Here is a 19,793-nt window from a genome sequence, read left to right on the forward strand (position 1 = left end):
GGGTCAGGCGACCGGCGTCAGCCCCAGCGCCCGGATCACGTCGTCGGCCTCGTCCTCGGGCGACCGGCCGGCGTCGACCACGACGTGCCGCTCGTCGGCCTCGGGCGGTTCGAGCGTCGCGACCTGCGAGTCGAGCAGGGCGGTCGGCATGAAGTGGCCCTCGCGGGCGGCCATGCGGTCGCCGAGCAGGTCGCGGCTGCCGCGCAGGTAGACGAAGACGACGTTGTGCTCGCGAAGCACGTCGCGGTACTTCCGTTTCAGCGCCGAGCAGGTGATCACGCCGGGCACACCCGCCAGGGCGTGTTCGACGATCCAGGACGAGACCGTGTCGAGCCAGGGTGCCCGGTCGTCGTCGTCGAGCGGGGTGCCGGCCGCCATCTTCTCGACGTTCTCGTCAGGATGCAGGTCGTCGCCCTCGTACGAGTCCCAGCCGAGCCGCTCGGCGAGCAGGGCCGCGACGGTCGACTTGCCCGAACCCGACACGCCCATGACGACGAGCACGGGGTCGGCGGCGTACGGGCCGCCCGCCGGCACCACGCCTCCCGCATCCGGCGCGGCAGCCGAGGAGGCGCGGTCCGCGTTCTCGAGGACGGTCATCAGATGAACACGCTCGCGAGCATGACCCCGGCGAGGGCCGTGAGGCTGAGGACGCACTCCATCAGGCTCCAGGTCCGGAAGTTCTGGCCGACCGTGGTGCCGAGGTACTCCTTGATCAGCCAGAAGCCGGCGTCGTTCACGTGCGACAGGAAGACCGAGCCCGCACCGATGGCGAGCACCAGCAACGACGCCTCGGGGGTCGACATGTCGGCGGCGAGCGGGGCCATGATGCCGGCGGCCGTGACCGTGGCGACGGTGGCCGACCCGGTGGCGACGCGGACGAGCGCCGCGACCACCCAGGCGACGAGCAGGACGCTCACGCCCGACTCCGACACCGCGTCACCGATCACGGTCCCGATGCCCGTGTCGATCAGGACCTGTTTGAACCCGCCACCGGCGCCGACGATGAGCAGGATGCCGGCGACGTCGGGCAGCGACGAACCGAGCGTCTTCGACACGGCGGCCTTGTCCATGCCCCCGGCGCGGGCGTAGAAGACCATCGCGTAGAGCACGGCGACGGTCAGCGCGACCATCGGGGTCCCGAGGAACTCGAGCAGGTCGACCCAGGTGCCGGTCGCCGTGGGCAGCGCCGCCTCGCGGATCGAACGGGCGAGCATGAGCACGACCGGCAACAGGATGCCGATCAGGGCGTTGACGAAGCTCGGGCGCCTGCGGGCCGAGCCCTCGCCGCCGTCCTCTTCCTTCGAGACGAAGAGGTCGGGCACCGGCACGGGCGCCCACTTCGCGGCGAGCGTCGAGAACAGCGGGCCGGCGACGATCACGGTGGGGATCGCGACGAGCACGCCGAGGCCGAGCGTCAGGCCGAGGTCGGCGCCCACGGTCGAGACGGCGAGCAGCGGGCCGGGGTGCGGGGGCACGAGGGCGTGCATCGCCGAGAGGCCGGCGAGCGCCGGGATCGCGATGCGCATGAGCGGCAGGCCCGACCGGCGGGCGACGAGCACGATCACGGGGATCAGCAGCACGAGGCCGACCTCGAAGAACATCGGCAGGCCGATCAGCGCACCGATCAGGGCCATCACCCAGGGCAGCGCCTTCTGCGACGAGCGCGAGATGAGGGTGTCGACGATGCGGTCCGCTCCGCCCGAGTCGCTGAGCAGCTTGCCGAACATCGCGCCGAGCCCGATCAGGATGCCGACGCTCGTCATGGTCGATCCGAAGCCCGTGCCGAAGCTCGTGACGGCGTCGCCCGGGGCGAGGCCGGCGCCGATGCCGACCCCGACGGCGCCGAGCAGCAGCGCCAGGAAAGGGTGGACCTTGAGCCAGGTGATGAGGCCGACGATCACGACGATGCCCACGAGGGCCGCGATGATCAACTGCGCGTCGGTGCCCGAGGGCGTGGGGGCGGCCGTGGCCGCTGCGAGGAGGTGCATTCCGTCGCGTCCTTCCGAGGACGCTTCACTGCGACCTCTTCGTCGTGGGCCGGAGCCCGGGGGGTTGTCGTCCGTCGGCGCCGGACGGATGTCTGGCAGTCTTGTCCCACGAACGAATCTGATTAGTGTGAATAATCAGACTTATGGAGTGTGCCACAGTCGGCACCACCCCGCCACCTGCCTGCCCACCCCCCTCGATCAAGGAGTCGTCGATGACCCCCGGCCTCGCAGCATCACGAGAACGCGGCCTGCACGCCCGGGTGGTCGACGTCCTCGGAAGCGAGATCGTCGACGGTCGACTGGCCGTGGGCTCCATCCTGAACCTCGACGACCTGGCCGTCCGCTTCACGGTGTCCCGCTCGGTGCTGCGCGAGGCCCTGCGCGTGCTGCAGTCGCTCGGCATGGTCGAGCCGCGTCAGCGCATCGGCACGCAGGTGCTCCCTCGAACCTCGTGGGACCTCATGAACCCGCAGATCATCCTCTGGCGCGGCCGCAGTCCCGAGTACTTCGTCCAGATGCGCGAACTGCTCGAGCTGCGGCTCGGGCTCGAGCCGGTCGCGGCCCGACTGAGCGCGCTCGCCTTCACCGCCGACCAGGCCTCCTCCGTCGAGGACGCCGCCCGCACCATGGTCTCCGCCGCCGCGTCCGGTGACGGCCGCGCCTACCTCGAGGCCGACGTCGCGTTCCACACCGCCGTGCTGCGCGGCTCGGGCAACGACGTCATCGGCCACTTCGCGTCGACCGTCGAGGCCCTGCTGCGCACCCGGACCGAAGAACGCCGCTTCACCATCACCGAGTACACGCCCGCGGCGGCCGGACTGCACCTCGACCTCGCCCTCGCGATCCGGGCCGGCGACGCCGACGAGGCCTTCTCCCGCTCGTGGCGGCTGATCGACACGACCGTCGACGAGTTCGTGGCCGAGTCGGGCGGCTCCCCCGCCGCCTGATCAGCCCCGACCGCCCGCCCGCCCGCCCGGCCGTGGCCGTTGCTCGGCCACAGCCTCCCGCCCGGTCCCGGCCGTGCGGTCGGCGCGTACGGCCGACCCACCGAGGAGGCGCGGTGGACGCACAGGCGCCCGTCACGTCCCGTTCACGCACCGGTCGCCCCCGGGGTGGAGCATCGACGCATGATCTCGCTCAGCGCCCTCGTCAAGCCGAAGGACGGAATCCACTCGGTCCGCCTGCTCGAGAAGAGCCTCCGCGACCACTACGAGAACGTCCCCGTCACGGACCACCAGTACCTCGTGCGCTTCGCCGACGGTCCCGCCCTGGTGACCGACGAGCTCTCGGGTCTGCGGGTCGACGTCGTGGTCTCGGACGAGCGGGCCGCGTCGCACTTCCGCGAGGCGCTGGCGGGCGAGATCGCGACCCGCGTCCTCGGGCGCACCGTCGACGTCGTGTGGTCGCGCTCGGCGAGCGTCCCCGCGCCGCTGCGCTGAGGCACGGCGGGGCGAGGGGGGTCAGTCCCCCTCGGCGTCGGCGGCCGCGATGAGCTTCGTCATCGTGCGGTGCAGCACGACGAGCTCGTCGGGCGTCACCCCGAGCCGCGCCATCATGCGGGCGGGGATGCTCTCGGCCTCACGCCTCGACGCGGCACCGGCCGGGGTCAGCTCGATCGACAGCGCGCGCTCGTCGTCGGCCCGGCGCGCTCGGGTGAGCATGCCCTGGGCCTCGAGCCGCTTGAGCAGCGGACTGAGCGTGCCCGGGTCGAGCCGCAGCAGACGGCTGAGCTCACGACCCGACAGCGGTGCGTGCTGCCAGAGGGCCAGCATGACGAGGTACTGCGGGTGCGTCAGCCCGAGCGGCTCGAGCACCGGACGGTAGGCCGCCACGACGCCCCGCGAGGCGACCGAGAGCGCGAAGCAGATCTGGCTCTCGAGTTCGAGCGGATCGGCGCCGGCGGCGCTCATGCCCGCGGCGCCGGGCAGTGCACCATGGTGCGGACGCCCGTGCGGTCGACGACGTGCTCGTCCATCGGCGCGCCGCAGAGCGGGCAGACGCCACCGTGCTGGGGGGCCACCGCCGGCGCCTCGTTCTTCAACCCCAGCTGCGCGCCGCCGATGTAGGGACGCAGTCGGGCGTTCATGCGCTCGACCAGGTCGCCGAACCTGCTGCCGTGGTCGTGGTGCCGCTCGGGTCTCGTCATGATGGTGAGTCTACCAATGATTGGTGCCCCAACGACAGGGTTGCGGCCGGTGGAGACACGACCGCGCCCGCCCCGACGAACGGGGCGGGCGCGGAACGGCGGAGCCGAGGAGGCGCGGTGGCGTCGCTCAGGCGACCTTGCGACCCTGCGCCAGCGTCTGGTGCGCCCGGGCGGCGAGTTCGCCACGGACCAGCACCTCGTACCGACCGGCCTCCATGGTGCGGACCGACGAGAAGTCGCGACGACCACGCAGCATCTTGTGGCCGACGAAGCCCCACAGCGCTCCCCACAGCGCACCGAGGCCGACGGCGACGAGCAGCACGCCGATCCAGGCACCCGACGGGGCGAAGATGCCGAAGAGCAAGCCGAGCAGCAGGCCGAACCACGCTCCGCCACCGGCGCCGCGTCCCGCGGCCTTGCCCGAGGTCAACCGACCCGACACGTTCTCGACGGTCCGGATGTCGTGCCCGACGATCGACACGCTCTCGACGGGGAAGCCCTCGTCCGACAAGAGGTCGACGGCCGACTGGGCGTCCTCGTACTTCGTGAACGAGGCGAGCACCTGGGGGTAACCCGCACCCGCGAAGGCGCCGATGCCGCCGGGGCCCGGGGTGCCCGTCGTCGGGGTGGTCTGCGGCCCGGGCTGGCCGTAGCCGGGCTGGCCGTACGGCGCACCCGACTGGTCGCCCTGACCCGGCACGGTGCCCGACGGGCCCGGGGCCTGCCCGGCCTGCTGACCCTGGTCGCCTGCCGGCTGCTGTCCGGCGGACTGCGGTGCGTACTCGCCGTACGCGGGGCGGGGGCGGTCGTCGGGGGTGGGCGTGGTGTCCTGCTCGTTGCTCATGCTCCCGTTCTATCGCGCCCGCGTCAACGCGGAGGGAATGCACAGACGGCCCACAGCATTCCTTGGCCCGCTCCCAGACCCATCGGCCGCACCACGGCCCCTCCCACGCTCGGGTGTCGGTCACGTGGGGCAGGATCGACGGATGACCACCACCCACGTCCTCGTGCTCGACTTCGACGGGACCGTCTGCCTGGGCGACGGCGCCGTCCTGACCTACGCGCGCCTCCTGGACGAGGCCCTCGCGGCGATCGACGAGCGGCATCCACCCCGGCTGGTCGAAGCGGTGCTGGCCCGGTTCGTCGGCAGCCCGCTCGCCGACGAACCCGCCGGGGTCGACGCCGCCCTGGCCGAGGCCGACGGGTCGCCCGACGGGTACGTCGTCGCCGAGCGGGTCTCACGTGCCCTCGGCGTCGCCGACGCGGCCCGCTCGGCCGCCTACGCCGGGGCCCGGGCGGCCCTCGCGGACGGGCGCCTCGAGATCGAGGCGCCGGACGGGCTCGCCGAGCTGCTCGACTCGCTGCCCGACGGCGTGCACGTCGTGCTCGTGACGAACTCCCCCGAGCACGGCGTCGTCCAGCCCCTCGAACGACTGGGCCTCGCCGACCGCGTCGACGAGATCGTCACCGACGCGCGCAAACCATCCGGGCTGCCCGCCGTGCTCGACCGGCTCCGCGCCGAGGCGGGTCTCGAGGACCGCCCCGACCGTCTGCTCAGCGTGGGCGACATCTGGCCGAACGACCTCGAACCGGCCGCCGCCCAGGGTTCGCCGACCGCGTTGGTCGAGCGGTTCCCCTCCGCGGACGCCCGGCCGACGCATCGCGCGGGGACGCTGCCCGAGCTGTACCCGGCGATCCGCGCCTGGGCGGGACGCGCCTCCTGAGCCGAGCCGCGCCTCCCCGGACCAGCCGTACGCCCTGAGCCGCCCGCGCCGCCGGGACACGGTCCCCGGGGAGGCGCACCACCCGTCGGCGTCGGCGGCGGCGTCAGACCGTCGCCGGCACCACCGCGAAGCGGGCACCCGGGTGGTCGGCCGAGAGGTGTGCGCCGGGACGGCCGAGCATCTGCTCCCGCAGCGTGCCCGTGGCCGGCTCGGCCGGCATCCGGCCGCGGCGACGCAGTTCGGGCACGACGAGGTCGGCGAAGTCGGCCAGGTCGGCCGTGCCGAAGATCGGCTCGATCAGGAATCCGTCGAGGTCGGTCTCGTCGACGAGCCGCTCGAGCTCGTCCGCGACCTCCGCGGGGTCGCCGACCAGCTGGAGCCCCCGGGTGCCCTTGCCTCGCAGGTCGTCGAGGATCTCGCGCACGGTCGGGGCCGGCGAACCGTCCTTCGGCAGGAACCGGTCGATGTTGCTCTGACCCATCTGCCCGACGGGGCCTCCGTCGTCCTGCAGCTGCGTCAGGTCGCGGGACGGGTCGAGCGAGAGCAGGTCGATGCCCGTGTTGCCCGCATAGAGGACGGCGACGACCTCGTCGGTCTGCAGGTCGTCGAACTCCTTCCGCAGCGCGACGGCCTCGTCGTGGGTCGGGGCCACCGTGACGGTGAGCCCGACCATGATCTTGACCGACTCGGGGTCGCGGCCGAGGGCGGCCGCCTTCGCGCGGATGTCGGCGACGTTCGCGGCCGTCTTCGGCACCGTCGTGCCCTGCACGAAGACGCACTCGGCGTTGCGCGCGGCGTAGGCGCGCCCCCGGTCGGACGTGCCGGCCTGGAACAGGACGGGGGTCCGCTGCGGCGACGGGGCGACCGTGAAGTAGCCGGACGACCGGAAGTGCTCGCCGGCGAACTCGACCCGGTGGATGCGGTCTCGGTCGGCGAGGACGCCCGCCTCGGCGTCACCGCGGAACGCGCCGTCCTCCCAGCAGCCCTCCCAGAGCGTCATCGCGAGGTCGACGTACTCGTCGGCCTGGTCGTAGCGGGCGTCGTGACCGCGCATCTGGTCGTGGCCGAACAGCTCGGCGACGGTGTTCTGCGAGGCGCCCGTGACGATGTTCCAGCCGATGCGGCCGCCCGTCAGGTGGTCGAGCGTGGCGAAGCGGCGGGCCGACTGCACGGGGTGGTCGAGGCCGGTCGACGAGGTGACGACGAAGCCGAGGCGTTCGGTCTCGCGGGCCAGGGTCGGGATCAGCAGGGCCGGGTCCATGCCGGGGAAGTTGATGCCGCCGCGCGCCGCGGTCTCGGGCAGGTCGCCGTCGACCGACGGGTAGCCGAACCCGTCGGCGAAGAACAGGAAGTCGAAGCCGGCCGCGTCGAGCAGCTTCGCCATGCCGATCCACAGGTCGAGCCCGTGGTAGCCGAGCGAGTCGCTGCGCGGGTGGGACCAGCTGAGGGTGCCGCCGACCTGGGGGCCGGCGACTTCGAACACACCGAGACGGATCTGCTTCATGCCGTCAGTGAACCGGATGGTTCACCCAGAGTCCAGCCCCGAAACAAGGTCTTAACACGGGACTCCCCTCAGGCGGGGACGGCGGCGGCGCGGACGCGGGCGACGAGCGCCGCGGTCGCGTCGACGGCCGCGCGGTCGACGGCCGCGCTCGCCCCGGCGCTGAGCAGCGTCGCCTGGAGACCGCGCCAGAGCGCGACCGTCTCGTGCGCGAGCGACTCGGCCCGCGCCTCCTCGACGCCCTCGGCGCGGTACGCGGCCGCCACCTGACCCACCCACTCGGAGCCGATGTCGCCGAGCAGCGAGGCGTAGCGCTCGCGATCGAAGCTCGCGAGGCCGAACACCTCGAAGAACAGGCGGTTGAAGGGCTGGTTGACGGGATCGGACACCGTCCGCCAGACGGCGAGGAGGCGCTGGTCGAGGGGCAGGTCCGGCCCGGCCAGGTGGTCCACGACCCCCACGATGCCCGGGAACCGCCGTTCGGCCCCGTGCAGCGCCGTGACGACCAGTTCTTCGCGGCTGCCGAAGTAGTACAGCAGCATGCGGTTGTTCGAGCCGACCGCCGTCGCGAGGGCGCGCAGGGTGAGCTGGCCGACGCCGTTCTCGAGCACGTGGTCGACGACGCGCTCGAGCAGTTCGGCCCTCTTGTCGGACGACTCACGCGTGGCCATGACCCCGAAACTAACGTCTCGCGAGGTCGGCGACGACGGCAACACGACCGAAACGACGATGAAACAGTCCGGGTCTAGCTTTTCGACACCTCACCCGAACGAACCTCAGGAGTTCCCCCATGAGCCCTCTCTCCGTTCCTCCCGCGTTCCGCTCCACCTCCCTCGACCGCCGCGGGTTCCTGCGCCTGGGCGGGTCGGCCGCCCTCGTCGTCGGCACGACCGCCCTGCTCGCCGCCTGCACCGACTCGTCGGCCGGGACGGGCGCGGCGACCGGCGGGGCCGCGTCCGGCGGGTCGTTCGGCACCATCGCCGTCCAGCTCTCGTGGATCAAGAACATCGAGTTCGCGGGCGAGTACTTCGCCACGGAGAAGGGCTACTACACCGACGCCGGCTTCAGCGAGGTCACGCTGCTCGCGGGCGGCGGGCAGACCGGAGCCGAGGAGGCGCTGCTCGCCGGGCAGGCCAAGGTCGGGTTGTCGTCGGCCTCGCTCACCGGCCCCTCGGTCGCCCAGGGCGCCGCCCTCAAGATCATCGGCACGACGTTCCAGAAGAACCCGTTCTGCCTGCTCTCGCTCGAGGAGGGAGAGCCGATCCGCACCCTGGCCGACCTCAAGGGCAAGAAGATCGGCGTGCAGTCCGGCGGCAACCAGACGATCTTCGAGGGCTTCCTCAAGGCCAACGACATGACGCTGGACGACGTCGAGCTCGTCGCCACGCAGTACGACATCGCCCCGCTCGAGACGAACGCCTACGACGCGCACATGTCGTACATCACGAACGAGCCGATCCTCGCCGAGATGGACGGCTTCACCCCGGTCGTGCTCGGCTTCGCCGACAACGGACTTCCCTTCGTCGCCGAGACCTTCACCGTCACGCAGGACACCATCGACAACGAGCGCGACATGCTCAAGGCCTTCCTGGTCGCCGAGATCAAGGGCTGGACCGACGCGGTGAAGGACCCGGAGCAGAGCGCGAAGTACGCCGCCGAGAAGTACGGCAAGGACCAGGACCTCGACGTCGAGGAGCAGACGGCCGAGGCCGAGGCGCAGAACACGCTGATCCTCACCGAGGACGTCAACGCCAACGGCCTGTTCACGATGACCGACGAGCTGGTCGCCGAGAACATCGCCTCGCTCAAGGCCATGGGCACCGACGTGTCGGCCGACGACCTCTTCGACCTCAGCATCATCAAGGAGGTCTACGAGGAGAACCCCGACCTCGTCACGACCTTCGAGATCCCCACGGCATGACCATGACGGACGGCACCACGACCGCGCGCACCACGCTGCCGCTCACGACGGCCACGGGCGACCCCGCCGGCCGACCCGAACTCGCCACGGGCGTCAACATCCAGGGGCTGACCAAGTCGTTCCAGCTCGGCCGGAAGAGCGTGCAGGCCCTGACGCAGATCGACCTGGGCACGAAGAAGGACTCGTTCCTCAGCCTGCTCGGCCCCTCGGGCTGCGGCAAGTCGACCATCCTGCGCATCCTGGCCGGGCTCGAGACGCCCACCTCGGGCAGCGTCGTGATCAACGGCAAGACCGCGGCCGAGGTGCAGCGCGGGCACGAGACGGGCATCGCGTTCCAGGACTCGGCCCTGCTGCCCTGGCGCAGCGTGGAGAACAACATCCGGTTGCCGCTCGAAGTCGCCGGGCTGACTCCCCCGGCCGGCCTGATCGACGACCTGATCGACCTCGTCGGCCTGAAGGGCTTCGAGAAGGCCAAGCCGGCGCAGCTGTCGGGCGGCATGCGCCAGCGCGTCTCGATCGCCCGCTGCCTCGCCGTGCAGCCGACCATCATGCTGCTCGACGAGCCCTTCGGCGCGCTCGACGACATGACGCGGCAGCGCATGAACGTGGAGCTGCTGCGCATCTGGGGCGAGAAGCCCGCCACGACGCTCATGGTGACGCACGGCATCGCCGAGGCCGTGTTCCTGTCCGACGTCGTCGCCGTGATGAGCGCCCGGCCCGGCCGCATCGCCGAGGTGGTCGAGATCGACCTGCCCCGACCGCGCCTGCCCGAGCTGACCCGCACGCCGGAGTTCCACGCGTACGTCGACCGCATCTCCGAGATCCTGTTCGGCTCGCACGGGGCGGCCGCCGATGACTGATCTGCACACCTCGCCCCGCGAGACGGCCGAGCGCGAGGTCGAGGCGGAGCTGGGCCAGAGCGTGGCGCTCCAGGCCGAGACCGTCCGGGGTCGCGAGCGACGGTCGGTGCTCGGTTCGATGGCCGCTGCCCCGCCGTGGGTCGGCGCCCTCGTCGGGATCGTGCTCATCGTCGCGATCTGGCAGGTCGTGGCCGTCACGCTCTTCTCGGTGACGGGCTCGGTGCCCCCACCCGGCCAGGTGCTCGTCCAGCTCGTCACCGACCTCAGCGACCTCGTCTACTGGCGTGCCATCGGCGCGACCGCCGGCAGCGCGGCGTGGGGCTTCCTCTGGGGCAACCTCATCGCGTTCGCGCTGGCCTTCGCCGTGCTGCTCGTGCCGTGGTTCGAGGGCCTCTCGACCCAGCTCGCGGTGGTCTGCTCGTGCATCCCGCTGACGGCGATCGCGCCGATCGTCACGCTCATGTCGCCCGCCGGCGGCCGGACGACGTCGATCTTCCTGGCCGCGCTCAGCGTGATCTTCACCACCGTCATCGGCACCCTGCTCGGCCTGCGGGCCGCGAGCGAGACCCAGCTCGACGTGATCACGGCCTACGGCGGCTCGCGCTGGACGCAGCTGGTCAAGGTCCGTCTGATCGCCGCCCTCCCCAGCATCCTCGCGGCGCTGAAGCTGGCGGCCCCCGCGGCGTTCCTCGGGGCGGTGCTCGGCGAGTACTTCCTCATCGGCGTCGACCAGGGCCTCGGCATCCTGCTGCTCGCAGCGCAGGCCACGGCGGCGTCGGTCAAGCTCTGGGCGCTGGCCCTGATCTCGGGCGGCATCGCCGGGATCGCCTACTTCGTCATCGGGCGGATCAGCCGACTGGTCACGCCCTGGTCGGCGGGCGACAGCCGCGCCGGAGAGGGGTTCTGATGGCCACGATCCTGCCCACTGGCACCGGCACCCGCGTCACCGCCCCCGCGGTCTCGACCAGCGCCTCCTCGACCGCCCGGTTCGTCCTGCGGCGCATCGGCCGCACCGTGCTGACGATCGCGATCTCGGCGATCATCCTCGGCATCCTGTGGAACCTCGCCATCGTCGTGCTGCAGGCCAACGCGTTCATCGCGAAGACCCCGGCCGACGTGTTCCGCTGGTTCTTCGTCGACTCCGAACTCAGTCGGACCACGGCCGCCGAGAACCGCGTGCACATCGCCGGCCTGCTCGGCGTGACCCTGTGGCACGCCGCGATCGGCTTCGTCTTCGGCGTCGGCGGGTCCCTCGTCGTGGCGATCGTGTTCACCCTGATCCGCCCGGTCGAGTTCATGTTCATGCCGATCGCCATGCTGCTGCGCACCGTCCCGCTGCTCGCGATGGCGCCCGTGATCTACCTCGTGCTGGGCAACGGCATCGTCACCGCCGGCTTCATCGGCGGGGTGGTCGTGTTCTTCCCGCTGTTGGTGAACCTGACCCTCGGCTTCCGCTCGGTCAGCGCCCAGTCGGTCGACCTCATCCGGGTCTACGGCGGGAGCCGGTGGACGATCATGCGCAAGGTCGCGTTCCCCACCGCCCTGCCGTACTTCTTCGCCTCGATGCGCATCGCCGTGCCGGGAGCCATCACCGGCGCGATGCTCTACGAGTGGCTGTTCACCTACGAGGGCCTCGGTGCCGCCATCACGGCCGCCAAGTCGCAGTCGCAGTACGGCGAGATCTGGGCGATCGTCGTGCTGATCACCCTCGTCTCGATCGTGCTCTACACGGTCACGACGTTCGTCGAGACGGCGGTGCTCGCGAAGTGGGGCCCCAACGCCGGCAAGGCGACCGCCTCGTGACGCGCCGCGTGCTGGTCGACACCGACACCGGCATCGACGACGCCCTCGCGCTGCTCTGGCTCGCCGCACAACCCGACGTCGAGATCGTCGGCATCACCGCCGTCTACGGCAACTGCGCCGTCGACGACGCCCTGCGGAACGTCGGACACGTGCTGCGGCTCGTCGGGCTCGAGGACGTCCCGGTCGCCCGGGGCACGGAGGGCCCCCTCGAGGCGGCGGCGCACATCGCGCACTACGTCCACGGTCACGACGGTCTCGGTGACGTCGTCGCCGACCGGCCGCTCCCGCGCGTGCTGCTCGACACCCCGGCCGCCGGACGCCTCGTCGAGGTCGCCCGGGAGTCCCCGGGCGAGATCGACCTGCTCACCCTCGGGCCGCTGACCAACGTGGCCCTGGCGCTGAGGGCCGAGCCGCGCCTCCTGACCCTCTTCCGGTCGGTGACGATCATGGGCGGCAGCGGGCCGTTCCCTCCCCTCGGCCGCACGGACATGGTCGACGCGAACGTGCAGAACGACGGCGTGGCCGCGCGGGAGGTCTTCGCCGCCCCGGCGACCTCGCGCCTCATGGTCGGCGTGAACGCGACGTCGCAGGTGATCACCGACGAGTCGCACGTCGCGGCGCTCCGGGACTCGGGCACGCCGACCGGCACGTTCGCCGCCGACGTCCTGGCGACCTACCTGGACTTCTACCGGAACGCCTGGGGCCGCCGCGTCAGCCCCGTGCACGACGGACTCGCCGCCGCGCTGATGGTCCACCCCGAGTGGATCGCCGACAGCGTCACCGGCCCCGTCGGCATCACGAACGACGGCTTCGCGACCCGCGGCCGGGTGCTGCGCACGGCCGACGGCGCCGAGGTCGACTGGCACCCGGACGGCCCCGTGCCGGCCGGTGACCCGTCGACCCCCACGACGGCGGTCACCGCCGTCCACACCGACCTCTTCCTCCCGTCGTTCGTCGACGCCCTGATCCACGGAGCCCGCTCGTGACCACCACCTCCCCCGCCGACGCGACCCGCGCCTCCTCGGCTGCCGCCCCCTCACCCGCCGGCGCCGTCGTGCGCGACCTGCGCGCCCTGCCCAAGGGCCACCTGCACCTGCACATGGAGGCGGCGATCCGCCCCGACTCGCTGGCCGACATGGCGGCGGCGTCGGGCGTCGTCGTGCCGATGCCGACCAGCTTCGGCGACTTCAGCGAGTTCAGTGCGACGTACCAGGGCATGCTCGTGGTCCTGGCCGAGAGGGAGAACCTCTTCCGCCTGATCGACGAGGCGGTCGAGGACTGCGCCGTCGAGGGCGTCGCCTACGTCGAGTTCGGGGCGAGCCCGCAGTTCTACGTCGCCACCTTCGGGTCCCTCGACGCCTCGCTGCGGGCGATGCTCGCGGCCTGCGCCGAGAGCGGCGAGCGGTGGGGCGTCGAGGTCGGCCTGATGATCACGGTCGACCGCACCGAGAGCGTCGAGGCCGCGAACGAGCTGGCCCACCTGGCCGCCGCCTACGCCGACCGCGGCGTCGTCTCGCTCGGCCTCGCCAACGACGAACGCGGCAACCCGGCCGCGCGCTACGAGGAGGCGTTCCGCATCGCCAAGCACGCGGGCCTGCTCTCGACGCCGCACGCCGGCGAGCTCGCCGGCCCGGACCAGATCGAGGAGGCGCTGGACGTCCTCGGTGCCGACCGTGTGCTGCACGGCGTGACGGCCGTACAGAGCGAACCGCTGATGGCCCGACTGGCCGCCGAGGGCGTCTGCCTCGACGTGTGCCTCACCTCGAACGTGCTGCTCTCGGTGATCCCCACCATCGAGGACCACCCGCTGAAGCGCCTCGTCGAGGCCGGCGTGCGGTGCTCGATCAACGCCGACGACCCCATCCTGTTCGGGCCGGGCGTGCTGGCCGAGTACGAGCTGGCCCGGACCACCCTCGGTCTGTCCGACGAGCAGCTCGCCGCATGCGCCCTGAGCTCGATCGAGTGCTCGGGGGCGAGCGACGGACTCAAGGAGCAGGCGGCCGGCGAGATCGCGGCGTGGCTGGCGGCGTGACCCCGCCCATCCGCCGTCTGGTCGTCGAGGGCGCCCACGTCGCGACGGTCGACGCCCACGACACCGAGCACGCCGGCGGGCACGTCGTCGTCGACGGATCGCGCATCGTCGCCGTCGGGCCGGGACCCGCCCCCGCGTGGTGCACCGCCGGGCTGACCCCGCCCGGCCCGGCGGCCGGGTCGGCTCCCGGGCCGGGCGGGCCTGCTTCTGAGCCAGCCGGGCCGGACGCCGCGGCGATGCCGGTCGAACGCGTCGACGGCCGGGGACACCTGCTGACCCCCGGCCTGGTCAACACGCACCACCACCTCTACCAATGGCTGACCCGTGGCATCGCGCAGGACTCCATCCTGTTCGACTGGCTCGTCGCGCTCTACCCGACCTGGGCGCGCATCGACGAGCCGCTCGTCGAGGCCGGGGCCGCCGCCGCGATCGCCGTGCTCGCCCGGTCGGGGTGCACGACCGTCGGCGACCACCACTACGTCTTCCCGGCCGGTGCCGGCGACCTGGTGGGCGGCATCGTCCGGGCCGCCGCGACCGTCGGCGTCCGTCTGCACGCCACGCGCGGCTCGATGGACCTCGGTCGGTCGCGGGGCGGCCTGCCCCCGGACTTCGCCGTCGAGACCACGGACGCCGCGCTGCGCGCCAGCCAGGAGGCGGTGGCGCGGTTCCACGACCCGTCCGGCGACGCGCGGGTCCAGATCGCGATCGCGCCCTGCTCGCCGTTCTCGGTGACGCCCGACCTGCTGCGCGAGGCCGCCGTCCTCGGGCGGCAGCTCGGAGTCCGGCTGCACACCCACGGCTCCGAGACCGTCGAGGAGGACGCGTTCTGCCTCGAGCGGTTCGGCCGCACGCCGACCCAGTACCTGGAGGACCTCGGCTGGCTCGGCGACGACGTCTGGATGGCCCACTGCGTCCACCTCGACGACCACGCGATCGGACGGTTCGCCGCGACGGGGACCGGTGTGGCGCACTGCCCGTCGTCGAACGGTCGTCTCGCCGCGGGCATCGCCCCGATCGCGTCGTTGCTGCGCGCGGGGGCGCCCGTCGGGCTCGGGGTCGACGGTGCCGCGTCGAACGAGTCCGGCCAGCTCGGCACCGAGATCCGGCAGGCGGTGCTCTTCGGGCGCCTGCGCTCCGGGGCGGACGCGTTCTCGGTCCGGCAGGGCCTGCGCCTGGCGACGATCGGCGGTGCCCGCGTGCTCGGACGCGACGCGGACCTCGGCTCGATCGAGGTCGGGAAGCTCGCCGACCTCGCCCTCTGGCGCGTCGACGGGGTCGAGTTCGCGGGCATCGCCGACCCGGTGGCCGCCCTGGGGCTCGCCTCGATGCCGCCGCTGGCCCGGCTCTGGGTCGGCGGCGACGCGGTCGTGGCGGACGGCGAGCTCGTCCACGCGGACCAGGGTCTGCTCGCCGAGGGCGCGGCCCGGGCGTCGGCGGAGCTGCGCGCCCGCGTCTGACGCGACCCGCGCCTCCTGCACCTCTTGTGCCCGTCGGCGTGAGGGCACGACCCGCGCGACCCGCCACGAAGTAAACACTCCGCCACGACATCTCGTGGCGGAGTGTTTATTTCGTGGCGGCGTAGCGGCCGGCCCCTTCGAACAGACGGCCCGACAACGACGAAAGCCCCTCACGAGGAGGGGCTTTCGGTGGTTCTGGTGGATCTGAGGGGACTCGAACCCCTGACCCCCTGCATGCCATGCAGGTGCGCTACCAGCTGCGCCACAGACCCAGAACTGCTGCCCTTCGGAGGTTTTCACCCCGTCGGAAGCAACTCGTCTACATTACTACACTTTTCGACCGCGCACGTTCACCCGCCCTCGACCCTGCTCGAGCGCGGCCGAGAAGACACGACATGCCGCTCACCTCGGGAGGTGAGCGGCATGTCATGAGGCCCCGCCGACACGGCGGGGCCCAGGAGGCGCGGGGAGGCTAGGCCTCGGCCGGTGCGTCGGCTCCGACCTCGGCCGGAGCGGTGGCCGACTCGGTCAGCACGTCGAGCGGGATGGTCGGGCAATCGCTCCAGAGGCGCTCGAGGGCGTAGTACTGACGGTCCTCGTCGTGGAAGACGTGGGCGACGACGTCACCGAAGTCGAGCAGGACCCAACGGCCCTCGGCACGACCCTCACGGCGGAGGGTCTTGACGCCGGCCTCGAGCATCTTGTCCTCGATCTCGCCGGCGATGGCGACCACGTTGCGTTCGCTGCGGCCGGTGGCCAGCAGGAACACGTCGGTCAGGGGCAGGGGGCCGGATACGTCGAGGGCGACGAGGTCGTCGGCCTGCTTGTCGTCGGCCGCGCGTGCGGCGATCTGCAGCAGCTCGATGGCACGAGGGGTGGCTGTCACGTGTTCCTTAGGGGGTAGGTGGTGATGCGGGCCGACCGGGGTCGGTTCGGGTGGGTCGGGCCTCAGCCCAGCACCCCGGTGGCGAAGCCACCGATGATCAAGCCGATGATACCGAGGCCCACGACGCCGCCCGAGATGCCGAGGATCAGCGGCAGGTGGTTGCCCTTGGGCTGCGACGCGGCCAGCACGACCGCACGGGTGGACGTGTGCGTGCTGATGGCCCGGCTGGCGCGCACGGGCTCGGCGTCGCTCGACGCCTGCTCGGCGTCGCCCTGTTCGAGGATGCGGTCCATGTCGGAGTTGTCGATGCGTGCCTGCGAGCCGGTCGACGCCAGGCTGCGCGGCAGGTCGATCGAGCCCGTGATGATGATCTCGCCGGTCGCGTTCAGCGCACCGGTCACGTCGGCGACCTGCGCGTCGGTGAGGATCAAGGCGTTCTGCTGACCGGTGCTGGTGCCGAGCTGGCGGCCCGGGACGGACTCGGCGTCGGGCTCGTCGGACTGGGTGGACCAGTGGCCGGACGGGACGACGGGCGCGGCGTCGGACGAGTCGTCGCGCTGGTCGCGTGACGGACCGACGCCGGACGGTCGCGGCGCCGACGACACGGGACGGGACGGGGCAGGAGGCGCACTCGGCGAGTCCTGTCCGCTGCGGTCCTGCTCGTCGGACAGGGCGAACGGGAACACCGTCGGCGTCGACGTCGGGGTGGGGGTCGAGGACACCGGGGTCGCCGCGCCTGTCGCACCCGTGCGTCGGGGCCCGGGGACGTCGTCCGACGAGTCGTCGTCGTCGTCCGACGGGGTGACGTCCGACACGGCGGACGGCACCGGGGCCGAGGCGGGACGGAGGGCCGCCGAGGCCGGCGCGGACGCACCGGGCGCAGAGGCCGGCCGGTCGGCGGCCGGGGCGATCTCGTCGACGGTGTTGAGCGCGTCGGCCAACGGACGACGGGGTTCGGGAGCTGGTGCCTGCAGAGGCACCGGGGAGGCGTCGCGGCTCTGGCTCGCGTCGCGCAGGGCGCGCATCTGGCGGCGGGTCAGGCCGGTGCCGGGGTCGACGACCGAGCCGGGTGCGGGGGGCGGCACGTCGCGCAGGGCGGCAGCCGACGGCACGGGAGTCGGCATCGGCACGTCACCCGTGGGGGTGGTCGCGGGCCGCGGGGCGGGAGCGGACGTCGAGGCGGGCACCACGGGCACGGCACCGGTGATGGCCTGACCGGCCTCGCGGGCTCGCTCGAGGTCGCGGATCTGTCGCCGGGTGAGGGGCGGCTGACCGTCGGACGTGCTCATGAAACGCTCCGATACAGATGGTGCTTGGAGATGTACTGGACGACGCCGTCGGGGACCAAGTACCACACCGGAAAGTCTCGACCCACCCGGGCGCGGCAATCGGTCGACGAGATGGCCAGTGCGGGGACTTCGAGCAAGCTTACGTCGCTCTCGGGCAAACCGCTAACGCTGAGGTCGTGCCCCGGTCGGGACACGGCGACGAAGTGGGCGAGGTCCCAGAGCTCTTGGACGTCTTTCCAGTCGAGGATCTGGGCGACGGCGTCGGCACCGGTGATGAAGAAGAGCTCGGCCGTCGGACGGAGGCGTCGGATGTCGCGCAGGGTGTCGATCGTGTAGGTCGGCCCCTCGCGGTCGACGTCGACGCGGCTGACCGTGAAGGTCGGGTTCGACGCCGTGGCGATGACCGTCATGAGGTAGCGGTGCTCCGCCTCGCTGACCTCGGGTTTCATCCACGGTTGACCGGTCGGCACGAAGACGACCTCGTCGAGGTGGAACGACTGCGCGACCTCGCTGGCCGCGACCAGGTGCCCGTGGTGGATCGGGTCGAACGTGCCGCCCATGATGCCGACGCGGGGTCGCCTGACGCCCTCGCCGTCGGGCACGGTGGCGCCCGCCACGACCATCTCGCCGACCTCGGCGGTCAGTGGTTCTCGGGGTGACCGAACTCGTCGATCGGACCGTCGTGGTGGTCGAGCTTGTTCGCCTTGCGCAGCGAACGGTTGGCGACGTCGCGGTAGCTGAACACGACGTAGCCGAGGACGAGGAACGCGACGGCGAAGACACCGGCGATGACGGGTGCCGGCGCGATCAGCGGTGCGAGTTCTTCGTGGGCTTCGGCGAGCAGCAGCGAGGCGTCGAGCATGGGTTCTCCCGTTCAGGCGGTGACGATCGTCGGCCAGTCTACCCGCGGACCTGGCCCTGACCCCGCACGACCCATTTGGTGCTCGTGAGTTCGGCGAGCCCCATCGGTCCGCGGGCGTGGAGCTTCTGGGTCGAGATGCCGACCTCGGCCCCGAAGCCGAACTCGCCGCCGTCGGTGAAGCGGGTCGAGGCGTTGACCATGACGACGGCGCTGTCCACCTCGGCCAGGAACCGCTCGGCGGTCACCAGGTCGTTGGTCACGATCGACTCGGTGTGGTGCGTCGACCACCGGGCGATGTGCGCCATGGCCTCGTCGACGTCGGCCACGACCCGGACGGCGAGGTCGAGACCCATGTACTCGGTCGCCCAGTCGTCCTCGGTCGCCGGGACCCCGTCGGGGAAGACCTCGAGCGTCCGTTCGTCGCCGTGGATCGTCACCCCGGAGGCGCGCAGGGCACCCAGCACCGGCGGCAGCAGGCGTTCCGCCGCCTCGCGGTGGACGAGCAACGTCTCGAGGGCGTTGCACACGCTCGGACGCTGCACCTTGGCGTTCTGGACGATGTCGACGGCCCAGCCCTCGTCGGCGCTCGCGTCGAGGAAGACGTGCACGACCCCGGCACCGGTCTCGATGACGGGGACCGTCGACTCGCGGACCACGGTGTCGATCAGCTCGGCGCTGCCCCGGGGGATCAGGACGTCGACCAGCCCGCGGGCCCGCATGAGGTCGGCGGCCCCCTCGCGGCCGAACTCGTCGATGGTGACGACGGCGTCGGCCGGCAGCCCCACCTCGGCGAGGGCCTCGCGCATCACCTCGACCAGCACGCGGTTGGACTGCTGCGCCGCGCTGCCGCCGCGCAGGACGGCCGCGTTGCCGCTCTTCAGGGCGAGCGCGGCGATGTCGACCGTCACGTTCGGCCGGGCCTCGTAGATGGCTCCCACCACGCCGAACGGCACGCGGACCTGGTCGAGGCGCAGCCCGTTCGGCAGCACCTTGCCCCGCACCGACTCGCCGACCGGGTCGACCAGCGAGGCCACCAGCTCGGTGGCGGCCGCGAGCCCGGCCAGTCGACCGGAGTCGAGCCTCAGGCGATCCTGGAGCGAGGCGCCGACGCCGTTCTCGCGCGCGTTCGCCAGGTCGAGCTCGTTCGCCGCGACGATCCGGTCGACGTTGGCGAGCAGGGCGGCGGCGACGGCGCGCAGACCCGCGTCCTTGCGGTCGGCCGTCGCGGTGGCGAGCACGCGGGAGGCGGCCTTCGCGGCGGTCAGCTTGTCGGTGAGCGACGGGGCCGGGGCATCGATGAGCGACATGCACGAAGCCTATGCGC

The 19,793-nt window shown here is 72.1% G+C and carries 22 protein-coding genes and 1 tRNA gene; 10 read left to right on the top strand and 13 right to left on the bottom strand.

The genetic code is table 11. The features are described from left to right. Positions 1–3: 3 nt before the first annotated feature. Both EDF21_RS14435 and EDF21_RS14440 read right to left on the bottom strand, forming a co-directional pair. A complete protein-coding gene (locus EDF21_RS14435; protein ID WP_123571827.1) occupies positions 4–597 on the bottom strand; it encodes a gluconokinase in 594 nt (197 codons plus the stop codon). Beyond that, entirely contained in the window at positions 597–1,988 is a 1,392-nt protein-coding gene (locus tag EDF21_RS14440; protein WP_123571828.1) for a GntP family permease, read from the bottom strand. Before EDF21_RS14440 ends, EDF21_RS14435 begins: the two co-directional genes overlap by 1 nt. A 212-nt stretch (positions 1,989–2,200) precedes the next feature. Here EDF21_RS14440 and EDF21_RS14445 point away from each other — a divergent pair, with 212 nt between their 5' ends. Then, entirely contained in the window at positions 2,201–2,935 is a 735-nt protein-coding gene (locus EDF21_RS14445; protein ID WP_158612929.1) for a FadR/GntR family transcriptional regulator, read from the top strand. 180 nt (positions 2,936–3,115) lie between these two features. Beyond that, entirely contained in the window at positions 3,116–3,427 is a 312-nt protein-coding gene (locus tag EDF21_RS14450) for a hypothetical protein (RefSeq protein WP_123571830.1), read from the top strand. A 21-nt stretch (positions 3,428–3,448) separates the two neighbouring features. Here the strand turns inward: EDF21_RS14450 and EDF21_RS14455 are convergent, their stop codons facing one another. From EDF21_RS14455 to EDF21_RS14465, 3 genes are all read right to left on the bottom strand, one after another. Next, positions 3,449–3,898: a MarR family winged helix-turn-helix transcriptional regulator gene (locus tag EDF21_RS14455; RefSeq protein WP_056048272.1), complete on the bottom strand. Its 450-nt coding sequence runs from the start codon at positions 3,896–3,898 to the stop codon at positions 3,449–3,451. Further along, entirely contained in the window at positions 3,895–4,134 is a 240-nt protein-coding gene (locus tag EDF21_RS14460) for a hypothetical protein (protein ID WP_123571831.1), read from the bottom strand. The genes EDF21_RS14455 and EDF21_RS14460 overlap by 4 nt, the downstream gene beginning before the upstream one ends. A gap of 127 nt (positions 4,135–4,261) precedes the next feature. Next, positions 4,262–4,978 (bottom strand): general stress protein, encoded by a 717-nt coding sequence (locus EDF21_RS14465; protein ID WP_233568522.1) that lies wholly within the window; start codon positions 4,976–4,978, stop codon positions 4,262–4,264. Positions 4,979–5,120: 142 nt separating this feature from the next. On the opposite strand from EDF21_RS14465, the gene EDF21_RS14470 reads away from it, so the two are divergent. After that, positions 5,121–5,858 carry an HAD family hydrolase gene (locus tag EDF21_RS14470; protein ID WP_158612930.1) on the top strand — a complete coding sequence of 246 codons (738 nt, stop codon included), beginning with the start codon at positions 5,121–5,123 and terminating at the stop codon, positions 5,856–5,858. A gap of 103 nt (positions 5,859–5,961) precedes the next feature. Here EDF21_RS14470 and EDF21_RS14475 read toward each other — a convergent pair whose 3' ends face one another. Next, on the bottom strand, positions 5,962–7,362 hold the full coding sequence (locus EDF21_RS14475; RefSeq protein WP_123571833.1) for an NtaA/DmoA family FMN-dependent monooxygenase: 1,401 nt from the start codon (positions 7,360–7,362) through the stop codon (positions 5,962–5,964). 68 nt (positions 7,363–7,430) lie between these two features. After that, positions 7,431–8,030: a TetR/AcrR family transcriptional regulator gene (locus EDF21_RS14480; protein WP_056048284.1), complete on the bottom strand. Its 600-nt coding sequence runs from the start codon at positions 8,028–8,030 to the stop codon at positions 7,431–7,433. Between the two features lie 119 nt (positions 8,031–8,149). Here EDF21_RS14480 and EDF21_RS14485 point away from each other — a divergent pair, with 119 nt between their 5' ends. The 7 genes from EDF21_RS14485 to EDF21_RS14515 are packed head-to-tail and all read left to right on the top strand — an operon-like array spanning position 8,150 to position 15,432. Further along, on the top strand, positions 8,150–9,280 hold the full coding sequence (locus EDF21_RS14485) for an ABC transporter substrate-binding protein (protein WP_056048287.1): 1,131 nt from the start codon (positions 8,150–8,152) through the stop codon (positions 9,278–9,280). Further along, positions 9,277–10,140 (top strand): ABC transporter ATP-binding protein, encoded by an 864-nt coding sequence (locus tag EDF21_RS14490; RefSeq protein ID WP_123571834.1) that lies wholly within the window; start codon positions 9,277–9,279, stop codon positions 10,138–10,140. Before EDF21_RS14485 ends, EDF21_RS14490 begins: the two co-directional genes overlap by 4 nt. Continuing rightward, positions 10,133–11,047, top strand: coding sequence for an ABC transporter permease (locus EDF21_RS14495; protein ID WP_056048290.1), 915 nt, complete (start codon positions 10,133–10,135; stop codon positions 11,045–11,047). The genes EDF21_RS14490 and EDF21_RS14495 overlap by 8 nt, the downstream gene beginning before the upstream one ends. After that, on the top strand, positions 11,047–11,943 hold the full coding sequence (locus tag EDF21_RS14500) for an ABC transporter permease (RefSeq protein WP_123571835.1): 897 nt from the start codon (positions 11,047–11,049) through the stop codon (positions 11,941–11,943). The genes EDF21_RS14495 and EDF21_RS14500 overlap by 1 nt, the downstream gene beginning before the upstream one ends. Next, the gene (locus EDF21_RS14505; RefSeq protein WP_158612931.1) at positions 11,940–12,929 is read left to right on the top strand and encodes a nucleoside hydrolase; all 990 of its coding nucleotides are present in this window, start codon (positions 11,940–11,942) and stop codon (positions 12,927–12,929) included. Before EDF21_RS14500 ends, EDF21_RS14505 begins: the two co-directional genes overlap by 4 nt. Beyond that, positions 12,926–13,975 carry an adenosine deaminase gene (gene add, locus EDF21_RS14510; RefSeq protein ID WP_199736390.1) on the top strand — a complete coding sequence of 350 codons (1,050 nt, stop codon included), beginning with the start codon at positions 12,926–12,928 and terminating at the stop codon, positions 13,973–13,975. Before EDF21_RS14505 ends, add begins: the two co-directional genes overlap by 4 nt. Beyond that, on the top strand, positions 13,972–15,432 hold the full coding sequence (locus EDF21_RS14515) for an 8-oxoguanine deaminase (protein WP_199736392.1): 1,461 nt from the start codon (positions 13,972–13,974) through the stop codon (positions 15,430–15,432). Before add ends, EDF21_RS14515 begins: the two co-directional genes overlap by 4 nt. 196 nt (positions 15,433–15,628) lie before the next feature. On the opposite strand, the gene EDF21_RS14520 is transcribed toward EDF21_RS14515, so the two are convergent. From EDF21_RS14520 to EDF21_RS14545, 6 genes are all read right to left on the bottom strand, one after another. Further along, a tRNA-Ala gene (locus EDF21_RS14520) sits at positions 15,629–15,704 on the bottom strand. A gap of 200 nt (positions 15,705–15,904) precedes the next feature. Continuing rightward, on the bottom strand, positions 15,905–16,318 hold the full coding sequence (gene rsfS, locus EDF21_RS14525; RefSeq protein WP_123571838.1) for a ribosome silencing factor: 414 nt from the start codon (positions 16,316–16,318) through the stop codon (positions 15,905–15,907). Positions 16,319–16,380: 62 nt separating this feature from the next. Further along, positions 16,381–17,607, bottom strand: coding sequence for a hypothetical protein (locus EDF21_RS14530; RefSeq protein ID WP_123571839.1), 1,227 nt, complete (start codon positions 17,605–17,607; stop codon positions 16,381–16,383). Then, positions 17,604–18,230 (bottom strand): nicotinate-nucleotide adenylyltransferase, encoded by a 627-nt coding sequence (nadD, locus tag EDF21_RS14535; RefSeq protein WP_082060195.1) that lies wholly within the window; start codon positions 18,228–18,230, stop codon positions 17,604–17,606. The genes EDF21_RS14530 and nadD overlap by 4 nt, the downstream gene beginning before the upstream one ends. Before the next feature lie 17 nt (positions 18,231–18,247). After that, positions 18,248–18,469: a hypothetical protein gene (locus EDF21_RS14540; protein WP_056048301.1), complete on the bottom strand. Its 222-nt coding sequence runs from the start codon at positions 18,467–18,469 to the stop codon at positions 18,248–18,250. 38 nt (positions 18,470–18,507) lie between these two features. Further along, the gene (locus EDF21_RS14545) at positions 18,508–19,776 is read right to left on the bottom strand and encodes a glutamate-5-semialdehyde dehydrogenase (RefSeq protein WP_123571840.1); all 1,269 of its coding nucleotides are present in this window, start codon (positions 19,774–19,776) and stop codon (positions 18,508–18,510) included. Positions 19,777–19,793: the final 17 nt, after the last annotated feature.

The sequence above is a fragment of the Frigoribacterium sp. PhB118 genome, from assembly GCF_003751725.1.
Lineage (GTDB): Bacteria > Actinomycetota > Actinomycetes > Actinomycetales > Microbacteriaceae > Frigoribacterium.

Coding starts and splice junctions, on each gene's coding strand:
- EDF21_RS14435 (WP_123571827.1), bottom strand. CDS start 597: ATGACCGTCCTCGAGAACGCGGACCGCGCCTCCTCGGCTGCCGCGCCG.
- EDF21_RS14440 (WP_123571828.1), bottom strand. CDS start 1,988: ATGCACCTCCTCGCAGCGGCCACGGCCGCCCCCACGCCCTCGGGCACC.
- EDF21_RS14445 (WP_158612929.1), top strand. CDS start 2,201: ATGACCCCCGGCCTCGCAGCATCACGAGAACGCGGCCTGCACGCCCGG.
- EDF21_RS14450 (WP_123571830.1), top strand. CDS start 3,116: ATGATCTCGCTCAGCGCCCTCGTCAAGCCGAAGGACGGAATCCACTCG.
- EDF21_RS14455 (WP_056048272.1), bottom strand. CDS start 3,898: ATGAGCGCCGCCGGCGCCGATCCGCTCGAACTCGAGAGCCAGATCTGC.
- EDF21_RS14460 (WP_123571831.1), bottom strand. CDS start 4,134: ATGACGAGACCCGAGCGGCACCACGACCACGGCAGCAGGTTCGGCGAC.
- EDF21_RS14465 (WP_233568522.1), bottom strand. CDS start 4,978: ATGAGCAACGAGCAGGACACCACGCCCACCCCCGACGACCGCCCCCGC.
- EDF21_RS14470 (WP_158612930.1), top strand. CDS start 5,121: ATGACCACCACCCACGTCCTCGTGCTCGACTTCGACGGGACCGTCTGC.
- EDF21_RS14475 (WP_123571833.1), bottom strand. CDS start 7,362: ATGAAGCAGATCCGTCTCGGTGTGTTCGAAGTCGCCGGCCCCCAGGTC.
- EDF21_RS14480 (WP_056048284.1), bottom strand. CDS start 8,030: ATGGCCACGCGTGAGTCGTCCGACAAGAGGGCCGAACTGCTCGAGCGC.
- EDF21_RS14485 (WP_056048287.1), top strand. CDS start 8,150: ATGAGCCCTCTCTCCGTTCCTCCCGCGTTCCGCTCCACCTCCCTCGAC.
- EDF21_RS14490 (WP_123571834.1), top strand. CDS start 9,277: ATGACCATGACGGACGGCACCACGACCGCGCGCACCACGCTGCCGCTC.
- EDF21_RS14495 (WP_056048290.1), top strand. CDS start 10,133: ATGACTGATCTGCACACCTCGCCCCGCGAGACGGCCGAGCGCGAGGTC.
- EDF21_RS14500 (WP_123571835.1), top strand. CDS start 11,047: ATGGCCACGATCCTGCCCACTGGCACCGGCACCCGCGTCACCGCCCCC.
- EDF21_RS14530 (WP_123571839.1), bottom strand. CDS start 17,607: ATGAGCACGTCCGACGGTCAGCCGCCCCTCACCCGGCGACAGATCCGC.
- nadD (WP_082060195.1), bottom strand. CDS start 18,230: ATGGTCGTGGCGGGCGCCACCGTGCCCGACGGCGAGGGCGTCAGGCGA.
- EDF21_RS14540 (WP_056048301.1), bottom strand. CDS start 18,469: ATGCTCGACGCCTCGCTGCTGCTCGCCGAAGCCCACGAAGAACTCGCA.
- EDF21_RS14545 (WP_123571840.1), bottom strand. CDS start 19,776: ATGTCGCTCATCGATGCCCCGGCCCCGTCGCTCACCGACAAGCTGACC.